The following is an 18,466-nucleotide window of genomic DNA, read 5'->3' on the forward strand; positions in this document are numbered from 1 at the left end:
TATACTTTATTTCTAATCAAGCTTACATTCTAATGTATTACCCTTGACACATTTGAAATACCGGGCAGTTGACTAAGTGATTGAATAATCTGGTTGATTTGATCTTTGTTGGACACAATAAGTCCTACTTTTCCTTCAAAAGTACCCTCATGGCCTGCAATGCTAAAGGATTTGATGTTGACCCCCAAAATACTTGAGATGTTATGAGTGAGTCTTTCAATTACCCCCGGACCATCATCTATTCCGGTTATGTTCAAATCAACGGTATAACGAGATCCAGACACTGAGGTCCATTCTGCTTTTAATATTCTGTAACCATAATTTACCATGAGGTTTTCTGCATTCGGGCAATTGATGCGGTGAATTTTCATTCCGCTGTTAGCCGTTACATAAGCAAAAATATCATCACCCTGGACAGGATTACAACAATTGGCAAGAGTATATTGATAATGATCAGCAGGCTCGTTGTTGATCAACAACCGACCAGGTTCATGGTGATGTTTTTCAATTGTTTCTTCCTTCTCTTCCCGTACAGCATCTTTATCAACAGGTTTAATTAAAGTGAGTTTGGCACCTTCAATATTGAAATTTTTAATCATGGAGGACCATTCCAATTGTTGGGTGGCAACTGCTGCAAAGAGGTCCAGTTTATTTTTAAAACCAAAAGTTTTTAAAAGTATATCGATATTTTCCTCCAGTGAAATTTTTAAATTCTTAAATTTTCTATCCAATATTTCCTTCCCGTACTCACCCAGAATTTTTTGTTCTTCCTTCAATGCAGATCGGATTCTGGATTTGGCTTTTCCGGTAGTAACCATTTTTAACCAATCCTCTGTTGGCTTTTGCTTGGAATTTGTTATCACGGTTACCTGATCTCCACTGGTCAAAACATATCCCAATGGAACCAGTTTATTGTTGATTTTACAGGCACTTGCTTTTACACCCAGATCACTGTGAATGCTGAAAGCAAAATCCAGGGCTGTTGCGCCTTTTGGTAGCACTTTCATGTCTCCGTTCGGAGTGTAGATATAAACTTCTTCGCCGTAAAGATTGGCTTTAAAATCATGCAGAAACTCCATTGCATCGTTGTGAGGAGTTTCCAACATATCCTTAATTGTGTTGAACCAATGATCGTAAATTCCATGAATATCTGCGACCCCTTTATATTTCCAATGAGAGGCATAACCTTTTTCTGCTATGTCATCCATGCGGGCACTTCGGATTTGAATCTCCACATATTTTCCGCCCGGGCCAATTACAGTAGTATGCAATGACTCATAGCCATTGGATTTTGGAGTAGTTATCCAATCCCTGAGTCGTTCAGGAATAGGTTTGTGCACATCCGTAACGATGGAATAGATTTGCCAGCAAACTGACTTTTCTTTTTCCTTTGGACAATCCACCACAATGCGCACCGCAAACAAGTCAAATATCTCCTCAAAATTTACTTTCTTGGTTTTGATTTTATTGGCGATGGAGGAAATGGACTTTGGTCTGCCGTAAATCTTGTATGGCATTTCCAATTGGTCAAGTTTCATTTTAAGCGGTTTGATAAATTCATTGATGAATTTATTTCGCTCTTTGTGTGTGTCCTTGAGTTTAGAAGTGATGTCGCGATATAAATCAGGCTCGGTTATTTTGACACAGATGTCCTGAAACTCAGATTTGACATTGTACAGGCCCAATCTATGAGCCAACGGTGCATAGATGTAGGAAGTTTCAGCAGCTATTTTCAGCTGTTTGTGTTTTGGCATTCCATCAATGGTGCGCAGATTGTGAAGTCTGTCGGCCATTTTTATCAGAATCACCCTGACGTCATCGACCAGTGTGCTTAGAACTTTTTTGAAATTTTCTGCCTGAGGAGACTCCACATTGTAGAGTCCATCCAGTTTGGTAAGTCCATCTACTATCCTTGAAATCTTTGGCCCAAACAATTCATTAACCTGATGGAGTGTCACCGGAGTATCTTCCACTACATCATGGAGCAGAGCAGCAATAATTGATTTATAACCTAAACCCAGTTCTTCAAAACAGATTCTGGCTACTTCCAGCGGGTGGGTAATGTAGGGTTCTCCTGATTTTCTTCTTTGATCCCCATGTGCTGCAAAAGCGAGCTCAAAAGCTCTTCTGATTTCTTGTTTTTCTTCAGTGGTGATATTTGCACTTCTAATTGCACGCAGCAGCCGGCGGTAAGCGGCTTTGATGAGTAACTGGTCTTCCTCAGGCCAGGCGTAGGGTGCTATGGATGTAGAATCGGTTGATAACATACGGTGCGAAAGCAAATCTAATAATTTCTGTGTGATTAACAATTAAAGTATCCCATTTGCATAAAAATGTAATAATTTTTTTTACATTAAGATAATAATATATATTTATAATATTAATTTACAATAGATTACGTCAATAGCTTGGCTACTTAGTTGGTCAAATAAAAATCCTTAAATATTAAAATGTTATTCTTGGAAGTTTTCGGGAATCCGTTTATCTTTGCGGCGTTTTGCGGATGTGGTGAAACTGGCAGACACGCTAGACTTAGGATCTAGTGCCGAAAGGTGTGTGGGTTCGACCCCCTCCATCCGCACTTTCTTCAATCTATTGTTCTTTTTCTTAGAACAATTTTAGTGGTCAATCCTTTATTTAGTTTACTAATCAATACTTCATGAATATTAGTCTGAAGACATTAGCCCCTCAGCATGGGCAGTTGCAAATTTCCATTGAACAGGGAGATTACTTTCCTAAAGTCCAGGAAGAGCTTAAAAAGATACGCAAGACAGCCCATATTAAAGGCTTTCGCCATGGTGCCGTTCCAGAGAGTGTAGTCAAGAAACTTTACGGACCCGGTATCGAAGCGGAGGTATTGAATAAAATGGTAAATGAGCTGATTGAAAAATATCAGAAAGAGAACAACACGCAATTTCTCGGAGATTTACTTCCACTTCCAGAATTGAGCAGTCCTGCGGATGGAACTGTTACCAACCATGAATTCTTCTTTGAAGTTGGCATTGCCCCTGAGGCGGATGTTGCCGGAGCTTTGTCAAAAATCCAATTGGATAAAAACAAAATAATTCTTGAAGATGCGGTGGTGGAGGACGAGCTTAGCCATTTGAAAAACCAATATGGGACGCTCAGTGAAATTAAAGGACCTATCGTAAGGGGTGACTTGATAGAGTTAAATGCTACTGAGTTACTGGATGGTCAGGCCAAGCAGGATGGAATCAATACAAGTTTCTCCCTGATGGTTGATGACACCCTCGCTGATGAGGTGCTGGATGAACTTACAGGCAAAAACGTTGAAGAATTAATCAGATTTAACATCAGAAGTGTTGAAAAAAATCTGGATGAAAAAACCATCCGAAAATATTTTCTAAAACTGGAAGATAAAGACGATCGTGCATTCGAAGATATGTTTGAAGGCCAGATCAGTAAAATTTCAAGGAAGCAGGCTGCAGAGTTAGGACCTGACTTGTATGCAAAGGCATTTGGCCCTAATCACACCATTCAGTCTGAAGATGATTTGCGTTCTGAACTCAAGAAGAATTTATCCGCTTACTATGAAAAGGAATGTGATAAAATTGTTGAAATTGAATTGATCAAAAAATTGAACGCCGAATTAAATCTTCATTTTCCTGATGACTTTTTAAAAAAGTGGTTGTCGCTCAGTTTTGAAGAGTGGTCGAAAAAATCCAAGAGTCAGTTTGATCACGACTTGATACATTTTAAAGAAGGCCTGAGTTGGCAGATGATTCGCAACAATGTTATCCAAAATCAGCAAATACAAATCCATTATGAAGATTTGGTAGATGCAGTCATTAATCAGTTCAAATCTTCCTATCCGGGACTTAATTTCTCTGATGACCAATGGAAAGACATTGCGGCCAACACTTTGAAGGATAAAGAAAAAGCCAATGAATTTTATACCAATGCCTTGAATGATAAAACCTTTCAATGGTTACGAGATCATGCAACCATCACTGAAAAAGAAATTAGTCTGGAAGATTTCAGATCGTTGGTTAAAAAACTGAATGAGCACAATCATGAGCACCATGAACATCATCACGAGCATGAGCATTGATCATTGTCGAGAATTTTTTTTATAAATTATTAAACAGCCATAAACTATGTTTCCTAAAGATGAATTTCAGAAATTTGCTACCAAACACATGGGACTTTCATCCATGCACTTGGAAAAATATATGCATAACAGCATCCCCAATATTACAGGATTTACGCCTACTGTAATTGAAGAAAGGTCCATGAATATTGTTGGAATGGATGTTTTTTCCCGTCTGATGATGGACCGGATCATTTTTATGGGGGTTCCTGTGAATGATTATGTAGCCAATGTCATTCAAGCCCAGCTTTTATTTTTAGATTCTGTGGATGCCAGGCGAGATATACAAATGTATTTAAACAGTCCCGGAGGATCCGTAATTGATGGATTAGGGATCTATGATACCATGCAATATGTTAATCCGGATGTTGCCACTATATGTACCGGATTGGCGGCCTCCATGGGTGCCGTATTACTTTGTGCAGGCACTAAAGGAAAGAGAACCTGCCTTAAACACAGCAGGGTCATGATTCATCAGCCATCGGGCGGTATGCAAGGACAATTTACAGACATGGAAATTTCCTACAACCTTATCAAATCCATGAAGAAAGAGTTGTACGAAATTATGGCTCATCATACAGGGCAATCTGCAGAACGCATTGAAAGTGATTGCGATCGTGACAATTGGATGTCTGCTGAAGAGGCAAAAGCTTATGGAATTGTAGATGAAGTGTTAGTCAGAACCAAAGCTAAATAAAATGGCTAAATCGGTTAAAGAAAAGGAACAAACCTGTTCCTTTTGCGGAAGAGAACGCAAGGAAGTATTGGTTCTGGTGCAGGGTGATGAAGTGGCCATTTGTGAATCCTGTGCGATGCAGGCAAATAAAATTATTGAAGAAGAATTAGGCAGTCCTGGCAAGGGAAAGAAAAAGAAATTTTCCCTTCCGAAAAATTTTAATCCAAGACGTGTTAAAGAATTTTTAGATCAATATGTAATCGGACAGGAAGCTGCTAAAAAAATCCTTTCCGTCGCGGTATACAACCATTATAAAAGACTCAGCATTACCGGGCAAGATGATGTTGAAATAGAAAAATCAAATGTATTGTTTGTCGGCCCCACCGGTTCGGGTAAAACACTCATGGCCAAGAGCCTCGCAAAACTTCTTGATGTGCCATTTGCCATTGTAGATGCTACCTCCTTTACAGAAGCGGGCTATGTAGGAGAAGATGTGGAGGGAATGCTGAGCAGACTGCTCCAGTCATGCAACTATGATATTGAAACCGCAGAACGCGGCATCATTTATATTGATGAAATGGATAAGATTGCTCGCAAAGGAGAAAACGCATCCATTACACGTGATGTCTCCGGAGAAGGTGTGCAGCAAGCCATGCTTAAAATTCTTGAAGGAGCAGATGTAAATGTCCCCCCTGCCGGAGGGAGAAAGCATCCTGAACAACAGTTCTTAAAAGTCAATACCCGCAATATTCTTTTTATTTGTGGCGGGGCATTTGATGGGTTGGACCGGATTATTTCAAGAAGGCTGAATACCAATGTCATCGGTTATCAGCAGACTGCGGATAATGAAAACATTAAAGATCACCTCATCAGTCATGTGACTCATCAGGATTTGAAAAAATTCGGTATCATCCCCGAACTTTTGGGCCGATTACCTGTGCTGGCCTATTTGGAAGAACTGGATAAAGCTGCATTTATTGAAATCTTGACCAAACCCAAGAATGCATTGCTGAAACAATACAGCCGATTAATGGCCCTGGATCAAATTGAGTTGGAGTTTACACAGGATGCCCTGGAACTGATTGCAGATTATGCGATCGAACATAAATTGGGTGCCAGAGGTCTGAGGACTATTTGTGAATCCATTTTGCGGGATGCCATGTTTGATTTACCTAGTGAGGAATCAGCTCAAAAATTAGTCATCAATGGTAATTTTGTGCATCATCAATTGGATCGATCCCAAAGCAAAAGGTCTGCCTAGGCAACCTTGAAAGCGCCAAATCATCCTTCACTTTATGTTTTTTCAAAGATATATATATTATTAATATTATATATATATAATTTTATATTTAAAATTAACTCAGTTAACATAGTATATATTTTGACTTATCCATATATTGCATAAAATTATTTCTTCAAACATTTAAAAATCAAAATTATGCAAGCAATTACCGGATTAGGCAAATATCTTTTTGCCATCCCCATGTTGGTCTTTGGGGTTTTTCATTTTCTAGGAGCGGATGCCATGGCAGGTATGGCCCCTTTCGGAGGGAAAATAATCATCTACTTAACAGGCACATGTTTAATTTTATTTGCCATCAGTGTTTTTCTTGGAAAGTACGATAAGCTGGCAGCAGTGTTACTTGCTGTGATGTTATTCCTGTTTGTGTTTTTGTTGCACTTAGGAGGTTTTACAAATCAGGAACAACCTGCCACCTCGATGTTTTTAAAAGATCTTTCATTGGCCGGTGCTGCTCTTATGTATGCACATTCAGTAGCAAAAGACAACTCAATTATCGGTTAAATTATAAATTCATTCAAAGAAAAGGAGCAGATTTTTCTGCTCCTTTTTATTTTATTAATGACTAATCTTGCAATAAAAATAAATTGAAAATCGGTTTAGAAATTTCCTACGATGGTACGTCTTATTTTGGTTGGCAAAAACAAACCGGCGGCGGCACTGTTCAGCAAGTTATCGAAGAAAAGTTAAGTATACTCTCTGGCATAAAAATAGATGTGATCGGTTGTGGAAGAACGGACACCGGAGTGCATGCCAGTCAATTTTACTTACATACGGAAATGGAAGAATCCCTGCAGGAGAAAATAAAATTGTACCACCTTAATTCACTTTTACCCTGGAACATTTCCGTCAATAGAATTTTTAGAACAGGGGAAAATTTTCATTCCAGATTTGATGCAAATAGAAGAAAATACATTTACAGATTAAGGACCCGAAAAAATCCATTTCACCGAAATTATTGCTATCAATTTTTACATGAAAGTCGTATTCAACTGGATAGGTTGGAAGAAGTTGCCGCGCTGATTTTACAAACGAATGATTTTTCTGCTTTTACCAAATCGAATTCAGGGCTGAATCATTTTGAATGTCAAATACATGAATCCAAATGGCTCAATCCTGAGCCCGGAGTTTTTGAATATCACATTGCAGCGAATAGATTTGTTCGTGGCATGGTGCGGCTGATTGTTGGATCTTGTTTGAATTATTCATTGGAGAAAATCAGTCTCGACACCATTGGTGCTCAGATCCAGGCTAAAAAACAAATAGATAAAAGCTGGAGTGTGCCTGCCCAAGGACTTACTTTAGTGGAGGTAGATTATCCGGAAGCTGTTAAATCATTATGGATTGATTTCGGGATATAATGGATAGTCCTTCATAAATTTATTAATCTCAACTTTGAGCTTTTCAATAAATCCTGCATCAGACTTTTTAGATAATATTTCATCCATCCAATGAGCCACCTGGACAAATTCATTTTCTTTAAAACCTCTGGAAGTCATGGCAGGTGTTCCCAACCTAATCCCTGACGTCGTCATGGGTGGTTGAGGGTCGAATGGAATCATATTTTTATTGGTGGTAATATCTGCACGTATCCATAACTCTTCAGCCTCTTTACCTGTAACGCCTTTATTTCTAAGATCCAACAGGAACAAATGATTGTCTGTTCCTCCAGACACAATCTGGTATCCGAGTTCTAAAAATGTTTTTGCAAATGCCTGTGCATTGCTGATGACTTGTTGTGAATAAGTCTTAAAGGTCGGCTCTAGCGCTTCTCCAAAAGCAATTGCCTTTGCTGCTATTATATGTTCTAACGGGCCACCCTGAGTACCCGGAAAAACTCCACTATTTAATATGGAAGAAAAAGGTAACAGCTTTCCCTTTTTATCAGTTTTACCAATGAGATTGGGAATGTCCTTCCCCATAAGAATAATTCCACCTCTAGGGCCTCGTAAAGTTTTATGTGTAGTAGAAGTAACAATATGACAATGAGGTATTGGATCGTTGAGCAATTTGCTGGCTATTAATCCAGCAGGATGAGCTACATCCGCCATTAGAATTGCGCCCACTTCATCCGCAATGGCTCTAAAAGCCTTGTAATCCCAGTCTCTGGAATAGGCGGATGCCCCACAAATAATGAGCTTTGGTTTATTGGCGAGAGCGGTTTCTCGTACAGTTTCCATATTAACTCTGCCGGTCTCCTCTTCCACCCCGTAGCTAACAACCTTGTAATACTTTCCACTCATATTAACCGGTGAGCCATGGGTAAGATGCCCGCCATGAGCAAGATTTAGGCCCATTATGGTGTCACCGGGATTTAGCAGGGCAATTTGAACAGCCGCGTTGGCCTGTGCGCCAGAATGGGGTTGAACATTGGCGTATTCTGCCCCAAAAAGTTTACAAAGTCTGGTTCTGGCCAAGTCTTCCACTTCATCCACCACTTCGCAGCCTCCATAATATCTTTTTCCGGGATAACCTTCTGCATATTTATTGGTGAGCCAGGAGCCCATTGACTGAACTACCTGCAGACTTGCAAAATTCTCCGATGCGATTAACTCAATGCCATGTCTTTGTCTGTGGAGCTCTTTGTAAAGCAATGACTCGACTTGTTTATCCTTCAGTACCATAGTTGATTTGTTCAACCAAAAGTAAAAGATTATCTTTAATCTGTTTGAAAAAGTAGGTGCTAATGTTAAAAAAGTAGTTGATCATCCATGAAAGATTGTCGTGAAAAATATTTATTCAGACCAATCCTGTTTAATTGAAAACAAATACATTTAGAACATTTAATATACTAAAACCAAGAAAATCAATACCAAATTAAAACTGAGGCATTATCATAAAATATTTTTTTACTGATGTCTGCAAGTGCTGCATATTGGGAATATTTGAAAAAGGGACCAGTTCCCCTTCCTTGGTTTTGATCAGAATCTCACCATCGTGTTGATTGTAAGGAATGAATTCAAAAGAATCTTGTCTTGTCTGCAATGCAAGATTATTAGACGAAAGAAAATCTTTACTATCTGCTCCAGTTTCTAACGGGTGATTTTCCAAAGGTCCATCCTGAATACGGATTTTAAACAGCCTACGATTAATAAGTCCTTTTGCCAGATTTTGAATATTTGAAAATTTTGAATTCAAACAAGTTTTCAAAAGAAACCAAATATCCACATCATCAATGTTGGTATAGTTTTCAATTAATTTTTTCCGACCTTGTATAGTAGTGTCAAATGCTGAGTTTTCCAAGAAATAATTCAAAGCCGGAGAAACAAAAGGTTTGTCTGTTGATTTTCTTACCAAATCCAAAAATAAAATCAGCATACTTTCTGCTGCCAGGGCTGTTTTATGCATGTATACCTGGAGGTACATAATTTTCCTGGACGTTAGAAATTTCTCAATTGAAAAAATAGCTTTCTCTTCAATTACTAACTGATTGTCTACAACGTCCATCATCAGAATCAACCGATCATAGCCAATGACTCCTTCCGCTACACCGGTAAAAAAACTATCCCTATTCAGGTAATCTAAGCGATCCATATCCAATTGACTGCTGATTAACTGCTGTAAAAAAGGTCTTGAATACTCATTCCTGAACAGTTTAATGGCAAGATCCAAAGCTCCATCAAACTCAAGATTCAGTTCTTCCATCATCATCACCGTCATTTCTTCATGAGGAACCGGTACTATCGTGTGTTCCAACACGTGAGAAAATGGTCCATGACCAATATCATGTAAGAGAATGGCAATTTGAGCAGCCTCAAATTCTTCTTTACTGATGGGAACACCTTTTAATCTCAAATTGTGCAATGCGCTGGTCATGAGATGATAGGCACCCAACGCATGATGAAATCTGGAGTGAACTGCGCCCGGATAAATGTAATGAGACAACCCAAGTTGTTTGATCCTTTGCAGTCTCTGAAAATAAGGATGTTCTATTAAATTAAGTATAATACCTCTGGGTACTGTAATAAAACCATATACCGGATCGTTGAAAATCTTAATTGATGACAATTGTTTCTTTTATAATTTAGAGTTGGTAAGATTCTGCTTGCATCAACCTCAAGCATTGCTTGTCAAAGATGCCTAAATTCGTGAACTATACCAAATACATCATATTATTTAATTCTATTTAACCAGCATACCGCACATATATAATAAAACATGGACAAGATCAAAATTTTATGGGCTGATGATGAGATGGAGCATTTAAAACCTCAGATTTTCTTTTTGGAAAAAAAGGGTTACAATATTAAAACGCTCTCAAACGGATTTGATGCATTGGAACATCTTAAAGAAGATCCAAACTACGATATCATTTTTCTGGATGAATCGATGCCGGGTATCTCAGGCCTTGAGACACTGACTCAAATAAAAGCGAAAGGTTATTTGATGCCGGTTGTCATGGTGACTAAAAACGAGGCTGAGAATATTATGGAGGAAGCGATCGGTAGTCAAATTGCTGATTATCTGATCAAACCTGTAAATCCAAACCAATTGCTCTTGACGATTAAAAAATTGATTGACAACAAGCGGTTGGTTTCTGAAAAAAACAGTCTAGATTATCAGATTGCTTTTCGTCAACTGTTTATGGAAATTTCCGAAAAACAGAATTATGCTAGTTGGGTAGATCTCTACAAAAAGTTAATTCACTGGGAGCTTAAATTAGACCAATCCAATGATCCGCACATTCAGGACATCATGAACCAACAAAAAAAGGAAGCAAATGTAGAATTTTCAAAATTTATATTAAATACTTACACTTCCTGGTTTAAAAAAGATGCCGACGCCCCTACCATGTCGCACAATCTAATGGCGAATAAAGTATTTAAGCATTTGAATGACAAGTTGCCCACTTTTTTCATTTTGCTGGATAATCTTAGATATGATCAATGGAGAATTATTGAACCTATTATTTCTGAAAAATTCAGAATTGAAGAGGAAGATTATTTCTACAGCATTTTGCCAACGACTACGCAATACAGTCGAAATTCAATATTTGCAGGCATGTTACCATCGGAAATTGAAAAGCTTTATCCTGATTGGTGGTTAAACGACAATGATGAAGGCGGTAAAAATCTTAAGGAACCTGAGCTCATGAGTTCACAAATAAAAAGATTGATTAGACGGGACATCAAGCATGAATATATTAAAATTACGAATACCACAAAGGCCAAGCAATTGCTAGATCAGTCTATCAATTTATTGAATAATGAATTGACCGTTATTGTGTACAATTTTATAGACATGCTTTCACATGCAAGAACAGAAATGGAAGTATTGAAAGAGCTTGCATCGGATGAAATTGCCTATCGCTCGTTGACTAAAAGTTGGTTTCTTCATTCCCCTTTATGGGCTGCCTTGCAGAAGATTGCTGAACTGCCGGTGCAATTGATCATCACAACAGATCATGGTACCATTAGAGTTCAGGATCCTATACGAGTACTTGCTGATAAAGAAACTACTTCCAATCTTCGGTATAAGGTTGGAAAGAATTTAAGTTATGATAAGAAGGAAGTGCTGGAAATAAGAGAACCTCAAATGGTTGGTCTGCCAAGACCCAATTTATCGTCTACGTTTATTTTTGCGAAAGACAGGGGATATTTCCTGTATCCAAACAATTATGGTCACTTTCTGAATTACTACAAAAACACTTTCCAACATGGTGGAATTTCAATGGAAGAAATGATCTGTCCAATCATTCGACTAAAGAGTAAAGTGATCACTTAGCAGAAGGAATTCTTTATTCGGGTGAATTATTTTTTTGGGTGACTTTTTCAACCTGTGCCCTTAAAAAATCATAATGTTCTGAGTTGCATAAAAAATAAATCTTTTTGCCAAAAAAGGTTTTGTAATTAAATGTAATCCTTCCTACTGATCTAAAAAAAAGTGATTTAACATGAAGGTCATTTACTTCACTGAAGGGTACTTTAATTGTTTTTAAGTAATTCGTAATGTACAGATAATTGGAATCTATTTCAATTCTCTTAAGCCGAAGCAAAGTGAAGTAGATAATGGTACCAAATCCCAAAAACAAAATAAGGTAAACAATTTTAAGTAAAGAAGCAGAAGTAAAACTGATGTCCTCTGCAGAACTCATCCACAAACCTAAACCCAGACTTCCAAAAAAAACCAACCAAAAAGTCGGTAAAAAAATCACAAAAAACAAAGTAGCATTTGATGAAATCCTGTTCATAGTATCAATGATTAGTGTAATTGTCGGAGTAACTTGTTACTTCCGTTTCTTTAGGATAAACTCTTTTAGCAACAATGATACTGACTTCATATAAGAGACATAACGGAAGAGCAACTAAAATCATAGATGTTACATCCGGTGGCGTAATTATAGCCGCAACAATGGTGATTACCACTATTGCATGCCTGCGATAGGTTCTCATAAATTGGGGCCCCATAATTCCCAATTTTGCCAAAAAATAAACACCCATAGGCAGTTCGAAAACCAAGCCGGTGGACATGGTAAACATGATCATGGAATCCACAATAGAACTCAGGGTCGCTGAAGCCTGAATTGATTCACTTACTTGATAAGAGGACAAGAAACTTATTGAGAATGGTGCAATTATGAAATACCCAAAAACTACTCCTGTAAGAAAAAGTAATGAACAAACTTCTACGACTCCTCTTGTCGCCCTACGCTCTTTTTCGTACAATCCTGGTTTAACAAAAAGCCAAATCTCTCGTACTAATAATGGGAAAGAAATGATCATTCCCAGAAAAAAACTAACCATCAAATGCACCGTAAGTTGTTCTGATAATTCTCTCGTAAAAATCTGTGGTGGAATAACCTTGAAACAGGTCCATTCAGACAGCCAGCAAAAAAATCTAAAAGTTGGAAAATCAGATCTGGTAGGGCCCAATATGATGGTATCAAAAATAAACTTTTTTTGAAAAAAAACCAGCACTGATGCAGTAATGACATAAAATGATGCCCGAAACAAATGCTTTCTCAATGCATCAAAATGATCCAAAAAACTCATTTCAGCCTGTTCTTGTTCCGGATTCTTGGGCCTGGCTAATATTTTACTTAACATGCTGAAAGCGGTTTTTAATCAACGTGCAAAGATAAGTGAGTTTTTAATGAAAGGGTCAGACCCCGGGATAATAATATTTGCCTTAACTTTGGCTTATGATAAAGTACGCAAGTTTTTTCTACCTATTCATCGGGTTGTTGCATGCACAGTTCAATCTGAATGCCCAGCAAGTGTTGGTCAAATATGATTTTAAGAACTGCGTCTTGGCAGCAAATCTACCAAACGCCGGAGACTTGAAGAATTCAGTACCCTTAAATTGCGATTGCGGAATAGAAGATGAAGCATTGATTCTTGATGGACAGCGAATAGAATTTCCCGTTTCATTGGATTCATTTTTTAGGAATGACTATTCCCTTTGCTTTTCATTTCTACCTGGAATATTTAGCGGAGAGATGGATCTGTTCAGCAAGGCGGCCCAATGCAACGCAGATACCAATCTACGCATTAGCTATCGGTCGAAAGACTCGATCTTTCAGTTCAATGTTCGCGAAGGAATCGATGAAAATATTTTTCTGGAGGCAAAAGCAGACCCAACCAGTTGTTGGCAAACCGTATGCTTAAGCAAAAATGGAATTGATTTCAGGGTGTTTGTAAATGGGATTGAAAAGGACCGTGAAATTGCACCCAACCTTATCAATCTGGAAAACAAATTTCCGCTTACCATTAATGGGTCTGGATGCGTTCCTTCAAATCTGGTAAGTACTCGTGGCAAAATAGACAATATAATTCTTGCTAACTACGGTTTCAATGGACCAGCCGTTCTTTCCTCATACATTCCACAACAAAAAATACTGACAAAAGATACATTAATTTTTTTGGGTGATCAATTTCTTCTTCGTTCAGTGAGTAACTGTCCCGGAAACATCAACTGGACGCCTTCAGTTTCTCTTGACAACGCTTCAATTCCCTCGCCGCTGGCTTCCCCTGTTGTCGAAACCAAATACCAGGCAAGATTTGACATAACAGGATGTAGCATCACCGATACTGTCCTGGTGAGAGTAGTTGACAGGGAAAAGCTGCAATGTGCAGAAATAAGATTTCCAAGTGCGTTTACGCCCAATCAGGATGGATTAAATGAAGGTTTTGGTATCAGTAATTATTACCTAATTGAGAAATTGTTCACTTTTGATATTCTGGATCGAAATGGTTCCATCATTTTTCATACTGAAAACCCAGAAGTCAAATGGGACGGAACTTATAAAAATAAGCCGTTAAATCCCGGTAGTTATTACTATCGAATTTCCTATCAATGCAAAGGTGAAAAGTACCAATCTAAAGGAGCATTGTTTTTGCTCAAGTAAATCCTGGAATTCCAGAATTTATTGAGTAGAAATGTTTTCAAAAATAGTCGCTAAGCAGTTCGGCAAACTTCAATAGACTACGATCATGCATTTGAATGAAAGTGAACTTTGCTGAAGGGTTATCTACTTACAGTAGCTTTCTGGTTGCACTGAACAATGAGAAGCCATCCAACTTGAATGTACTTTAGAACACACCCTTGTATAAATATTACCGTACAATGGTTAAATCTCCTCGATAAACCAGTCTGTATCCATCTTTGAACAGCACTCCGACTGAATAAACATAAACGCCGGGGTTCATGGGTTTTGATTTAAATGTTCCATCCCAGGTACTTACGATGCCACCACTGATATTTGGATTCTCAAGGTGATAAAGGTTAGCTCCCCAGCGATCATAAATTTCAACAAATTCAATTTTATCGACATCCGGGCCGGCAGTAATATCAAAATAATCATTCACCCCATCATTGTTGGGACTCATGATGTTGGGCACAAAAAGCTTTCTATTGTTCTCTACGATGACGGTTATTTTATCACTGGCCGTGCAGCCGTTCTCGTCAACAACCACCAAAGTAAACATGGTGTTGATCTTTGGCGAAACAAAACTCACTTCAGAATCAGGAGTGCTTACCACATTTCTGGGCGTCCAGATAATAGAATCGATGCGTGCCTGGGAATTAATTTTACCAATTAGTCTGACACTGTCTCCAAGTTGAATCGTATCAAAATCTTGTCCAAATTCAACAGAAAGGTTGTTATAAGGATTGGGAATTACAATAGTCGTATCGATTTTACATCCATTTTTATCATACACAGAGACAGTATATACTCCAGAAAATAATGGAACCAGTTCTCCTATTTGATTGGGCGCACCATTTTGGATGGTAAACCTGTATTGAGGGCCCGCACCTCCGGAGGCAGATAAGACAGTAAACAGCTGTTGGTCATCTGCACAAAAAGGTGTATCAATTGGCATAAAGACTGCAGCAATCGGAGGAGGTTCCATTATGGTATGAGATATTGTGCCGGTGCAATTGTTGGCATCAATGACTGTCAAGGTGTATGTACCGGCAGACAAGCCAGTAAGAACTGAATCCTGTCCTGCGTTTGGAGACCAAACAAATCTTCCTTTTCCTTTGGCACCACCACTCCATACAGTGGTAATTCTGCCATCGTTCAACCCCGCACAGGTAACGTCTAAGGTTGATCCTTGTATTACCTGAACTTTGATGGAGTCAGGTTGTCTCAATCTAATTGAATCCAGGTGCACGCATCCTTTACTGTCTGTAATATTCACATAATAGTAGCCATCACCAATTCCTGCCAAGATAGGACCCGATGTCCCACTGTTCACCCAATTAAAAGTATAAGGCCCCATACCGCCCTTTGCATCTACATTAATTCTACCATCGCGCAACCCGTAACAACTTGGCGGAGTAAGTACTAATTTATTGGAATCAATGGTGATCGGCACGGCAGAAGGCACATTAAAATAAATGGTATCGGAACAAAGGTTGTTAATGGAAATAATTGCAAACTGTTGGCCGGAACACAAAGCCATTGCTGTATCTCTGAAAATTCTTTGATTTGAATTGTACAGTATTTGTTCTCCACTCGACCAGTTGATGGTAACCAAAGTATCCATGGTAGTCACTGTTACGATGGCTTGCCCGTCGCATGAAGCAGAACCAAAACAAGAAGGGCTCACAAGTCCTGAAATTTGAATTTGGGGACGAGGAGGATCAATCAGCGCAAAAGTATCCATCAAAGGAGGACAGCCTCCTATATCATCTATTGTAACAATATATTGTCCTGCCTTCAGATTGGTATTCACTTGTGAATTTCCGCCGATGTTCCAACTATATTGTAGTAAACCTGAACCACCTCTTGCAAACACAATGATGAGTCCATCCGACTTGCCCGGACAAGATGGGTTTTGCAAAACAACTGAATCAATGGTGATTGGATTTCCGGATAAGTTAATTGAAGTAGTTGCTGTATCGCTGCAGCCATTTTGATCTGTGATGGTAACTGTATAATTTCCTGCTGGCAACCGGCAAAGCCTTGCTGAATTACCCGGTACATTCCATTGAAATGAGCTTACTGCTGAAGAACCCTGAGTAAAAAGTACTTCGACACAACCAGAAGAATCACCCGGACAAACTACATCCACATTGTTAAATCCCGTAATACTTGGTCCTGCAGGTTTTGTAATGGAATACATTTTAGATGCCGTGCATCCTTTAGCATCCGTAAGGGTTACTGTGTATGTACCTGCACCAAGGTTTGTAAGCCTGGGAGTGCGCGATCCCTGAAAATCCCATAAAAACTGATAAGCTAAAGTGCCTCCAAATCCCCGCAGGTCGATCAGGGCGTCCATTCCAGGATTACATGATTCTGTGGTATCCAAGGAATTTTCGATGATTTCCAAAAGATCTGGTTGATACACAATTAAAGTATCATCAAACATACATCCAACACTGTCCGTAATGTTGAGAAAATAAGTACCCGCAGCTAAGCCGGGACTGGTGTATTGGTCAAGATTTGTAACTCCGCCAGGAATGGGATTTCCCCCGCTATTGATCAATCTGAAGGTCAGAGGAAAATTTAATTTTCCCTGGGATTTTGCAAAAACAGTTATTCTGCCATTTGCTTCACCAAAACATCGGACACTGTCGATGATTACCGAATCTGATAATTGTCCGGAACTGGCTACAGCAAATCTTAATGTATCCGAACAACCATAGGAATTAAGTATGTATTTATGTCTATCCTGAATAATAACAATTTGAGAATCACATACCATATTGTTTGTACAACTTACCCCGGGCAAACAATTAGCGGCTGGATTTGAGGGCCAGATGTAGTTATATCTGCCACCCAAAAAAGGTGTACCCCCTCGGGCAGTTACAGTAACCTGACCATCACACGAACCAGAGCAGGTGGATTCTTTGTCTATTGCAATGTTTGCAAAAAGCGAATCCGCCCTTAAGAAGGTATCCAAAGTAGCCGTGCAGCCAAAACTGTCCGATACCGTAATGGTATATTTTCCTGCATAAAGTCCTGTTTCCCTTGTTTTGCCGTAGGAGTTAATGGGTTGGATACCTACGAATAAATTTCCAACTCCCCCACTTAGAATGAGGCCTATACGACCATCATTTTTGTTGTAACAACTAGGTTCACGAGTATATGTGATGTCGTTTCTTATAATGATGGAAGGTGCGGATAAAACCTGAATAATCAGATTGGTATCCTTGCCGGTGGCATCTTTTACATTGAAATCATAAGTACCGGATGGCAAATTATTGACGATCAGACAATCGCCACCCATATTTAAAACACCATTGCCATTGGGAGCATTGGGAGAAGTTATCGTGTAGGGAGCCTGGCCGCCCCATGCTTTAAGTGTAATGGATCCGGTATTATTCAAGGTCCCGCAAGCACTTTGGATCACACAAAGGCCTGTTGGTACCTGAATCTTTATTTGATCAGAAGGATCTTTATCGCCAAAGCAATAGGTAACATCGTCTACGCCTATTTTCTTAAGAAACTCAATTTGGGTAGGTCTATTGGACATAAAAACAGGAGAACATGCTCCCGGAGCACCTATCAATTTAAAGCAAATCTCAAACAAAACAGAACCATCCGGAAGTGTCTGCCCTTGGGCATTCGGATCATCCCACAAACTAATAATGGCTGCTTTTGCAAGGTCTATTCTGACATTGGTTTGCCCGAATCCTACAAGTGCTGGGTTCAGATTTCGAATGCTGGTTGGTTCTACAACCTTGGGATCGTAGTTGATGGAAAACTGAAAAGCACTGATGTCTTTGAAGTTATAAAATCTTACTTCAATGCATACTTCAGCGCCCTTGTCTCCATTTTTGGTAACCATGTCAACTAAAACACAACTGTCCTGTTGGGCATTCAAAGTATTAAATCCAGACAAGATTGACGTGAACGTCAGGATCAAAATAATCGCAGGGGAGAGATATAAACGGTTAAGACGCATCGTTTTACGAATTCAATTTGGCA

The 18,466-nt window shown here is 38.9% G+C and carries 13 protein-coding genes and 1 tRNA gene; 8 read left to right on the forward strand and 6 right to left on the reverse strand.

Translation table 11 applies throughout. From position 1 onward, the window contains the following. Positions 1-29: 29 nt before the first annotated feature. The gene (locus IPJ53_12400; GenBank protein ID MBK7799902.1) at positions 30-2,267 is read right to left on the reverse strand and encodes a bifunctional (p)ppGpp synthetase/guanosine-3',5'-bis(diphosphate) 3'-pyrophosphohydrolase; all 2,238 of its coding nucleotides are present in this window, start codon (positions 2,265-2,267) and stop codon (positions 30-32) included. A 232-nt stretch (positions 2,268-2,499) separates the two neighbouring features. Between IPJ53_12400 and IPJ53_12405 the strand changes: the two genes are divergently transcribed. From IPJ53_12405 to IPJ53_12430, 6 genes are all read left to right on the forward strand, one after another. Next, a tRNA-Leu gene (locus IPJ53_12405) sits at positions 2,500-2,581 on the forward strand. Between the two features lie 78 nt (positions 2,582-2,659). Continuing rightward, a complete protein-coding gene (locus tag IPJ53_12410; protein MBK7799903.1) occupies positions 2,660-4,072 on the forward strand; it encodes a hypothetical protein in 1,413 nt (470 codons plus the stop codon). A gap of 46 nt (positions 4,073-4,118) precedes the next feature. After that, the gene (locus IPJ53_12415; GenBank protein MBK7799904.1) at positions 4,119-4,808 is read left to right on the forward strand and encodes an ATP-dependent Clp protease proteolytic subunit; all 690 of its coding nucleotides are present in this window, start codon (positions 4,119-4,121) and stop codon (positions 4,806-4,808) included. Between the two features lies 1 nt (position 4,809). Next, a complete protein-coding gene (gene clpX, locus IPJ53_12420; protein ID MBK7799905.1) occupies positions 4,810-6,048 on the forward strand; it encodes an ATP-dependent Clp protease ATP-binding subunit ClpX in 1,239 nt (412 codons plus the stop codon). 177 nt (positions 6,049-6,225) lie between these two features. Continuing rightward, the gene (locus IPJ53_12425; protein ID MBK7799906.1) at positions 6,226-6,591 is read left to right on the forward strand and encodes a DoxX family protein; all 366 of its coding nucleotides are present in this window, start codon (positions 6,226-6,228) and stop codon (positions 6,589-6,591) included. Between the two features lie 83 nt (positions 6,592-6,674). Next, positions 6,675-7,448: a tRNA pseudouridine synthase A gene (locus IPJ53_12430; GenBank protein ID MBK7799907.1), complete on the forward strand. Its 774-nt coding sequence runs from the start codon at positions 6,675-6,677 to the stop codon at positions 7,446-7,448. Here IPJ53_12430 and IPJ53_12435 read toward each other — a convergent pair. Next, the gene (locus IPJ53_12435) at positions 7,425-8,711 is read right to left on the reverse strand and encodes a serine hydroxymethyltransferase (GenBank protein MBK7799908.1); all 1,287 of its coding nucleotides are present in this window, start codon (positions 8,709-8,711) and stop codon (positions 7,425-7,427) included. The genes IPJ53_12430 and IPJ53_12435 overlap by 24 nt on opposite strands. A 193-nt stretch (positions 8,712-8,904) precedes the next feature. After that, complete coding sequence (locus tag IPJ53_12440) at positions 8,905-10,095, reverse strand: HD domain-containing protein (protein MBK7799909.1); 1,191 nt, start codon at positions 10,093-10,095, stop codon at positions 8,905-8,907. 150 nt (positions 10,096-10,245) lie between these two features. On the opposite strand from IPJ53_12440, the gene IPJ53_12445 reads away from it, so the two are divergent. Beyond that, positions 10,246-11,811 carry a PglZ domain-containing protein gene (locus tag IPJ53_12445; protein MBK7799910.1) on the forward strand — a complete coding sequence of 522 codons (1,566 nt, stop codon included), beginning with the start codon at positions 10,246-10,248 and terminating at the stop codon, positions 11,809-11,811. Positions 11,812-11,824: 13 nt separating this feature from the next. On the opposite strand, the gene IPJ53_12450 is transcribed toward IPJ53_12445, so the two are convergent. Next, entirely contained in the window at positions 11,825-12,277 is a 453-nt protein-coding gene (locus tag IPJ53_12450) for a hypothetical protein (protein ID MBK7799911.1), read from the reverse strand. A 4-nt stretch (positions 12,278-12,281) separates the two neighbouring features. Continuing rightward, positions 12,282-13,133 carry a twin-arginine translocase subunit TatC gene (gene tatC / locus IPJ53_12455; GenBank protein MBK7799912.1) on the reverse strand — a complete coding sequence of 284 codons (852 nt, stop codon included), beginning with the start codon at positions 13,131-13,133 and terminating at the stop codon, positions 12,282-12,284. A 95-nt stretch (positions 13,134-13,228) separates the two neighbouring features. On the opposite strand from tatC, the gene IPJ53_12460 reads away from it, so the two are divergent. After that, positions 13,229-14,434: a gliding motility-associated C-terminal domain-containing protein gene (locus IPJ53_12460; protein MBK7799913.1), complete on the forward strand. Its 1,206-nt coding sequence runs from the start codon at positions 13,229-13,231 to the stop codon at positions 14,432-14,434. A 208-nt stretch (positions 14,435-14,642) separates the two neighbouring features. Here the strand turns inward: IPJ53_12460 and IPJ53_12465 are convergent, their stop codons facing one another. Next, entirely contained in the window at positions 14,643-18,380 is a 3,738-nt protein-coding gene (locus IPJ53_12465; GenBank protein ID MBK7799914.1) for a gliding motility-associated C-terminal domain-containing protein, read from the reverse strand. Between the last annotated feature and the right edge of the window lie 86 nt (positions 18,381-18,466).

Origin of the sequence: Candidatus Vicinibacter affinis (assembly GCA_016714365.1) — a bacterium.
GTDB classification, from domain to species: Bacteria; Bacteroidota; Bacteroidia; order Chitinophagales; family Saprospiraceae; genus Vicinibacter; species Vicinibacter affinis.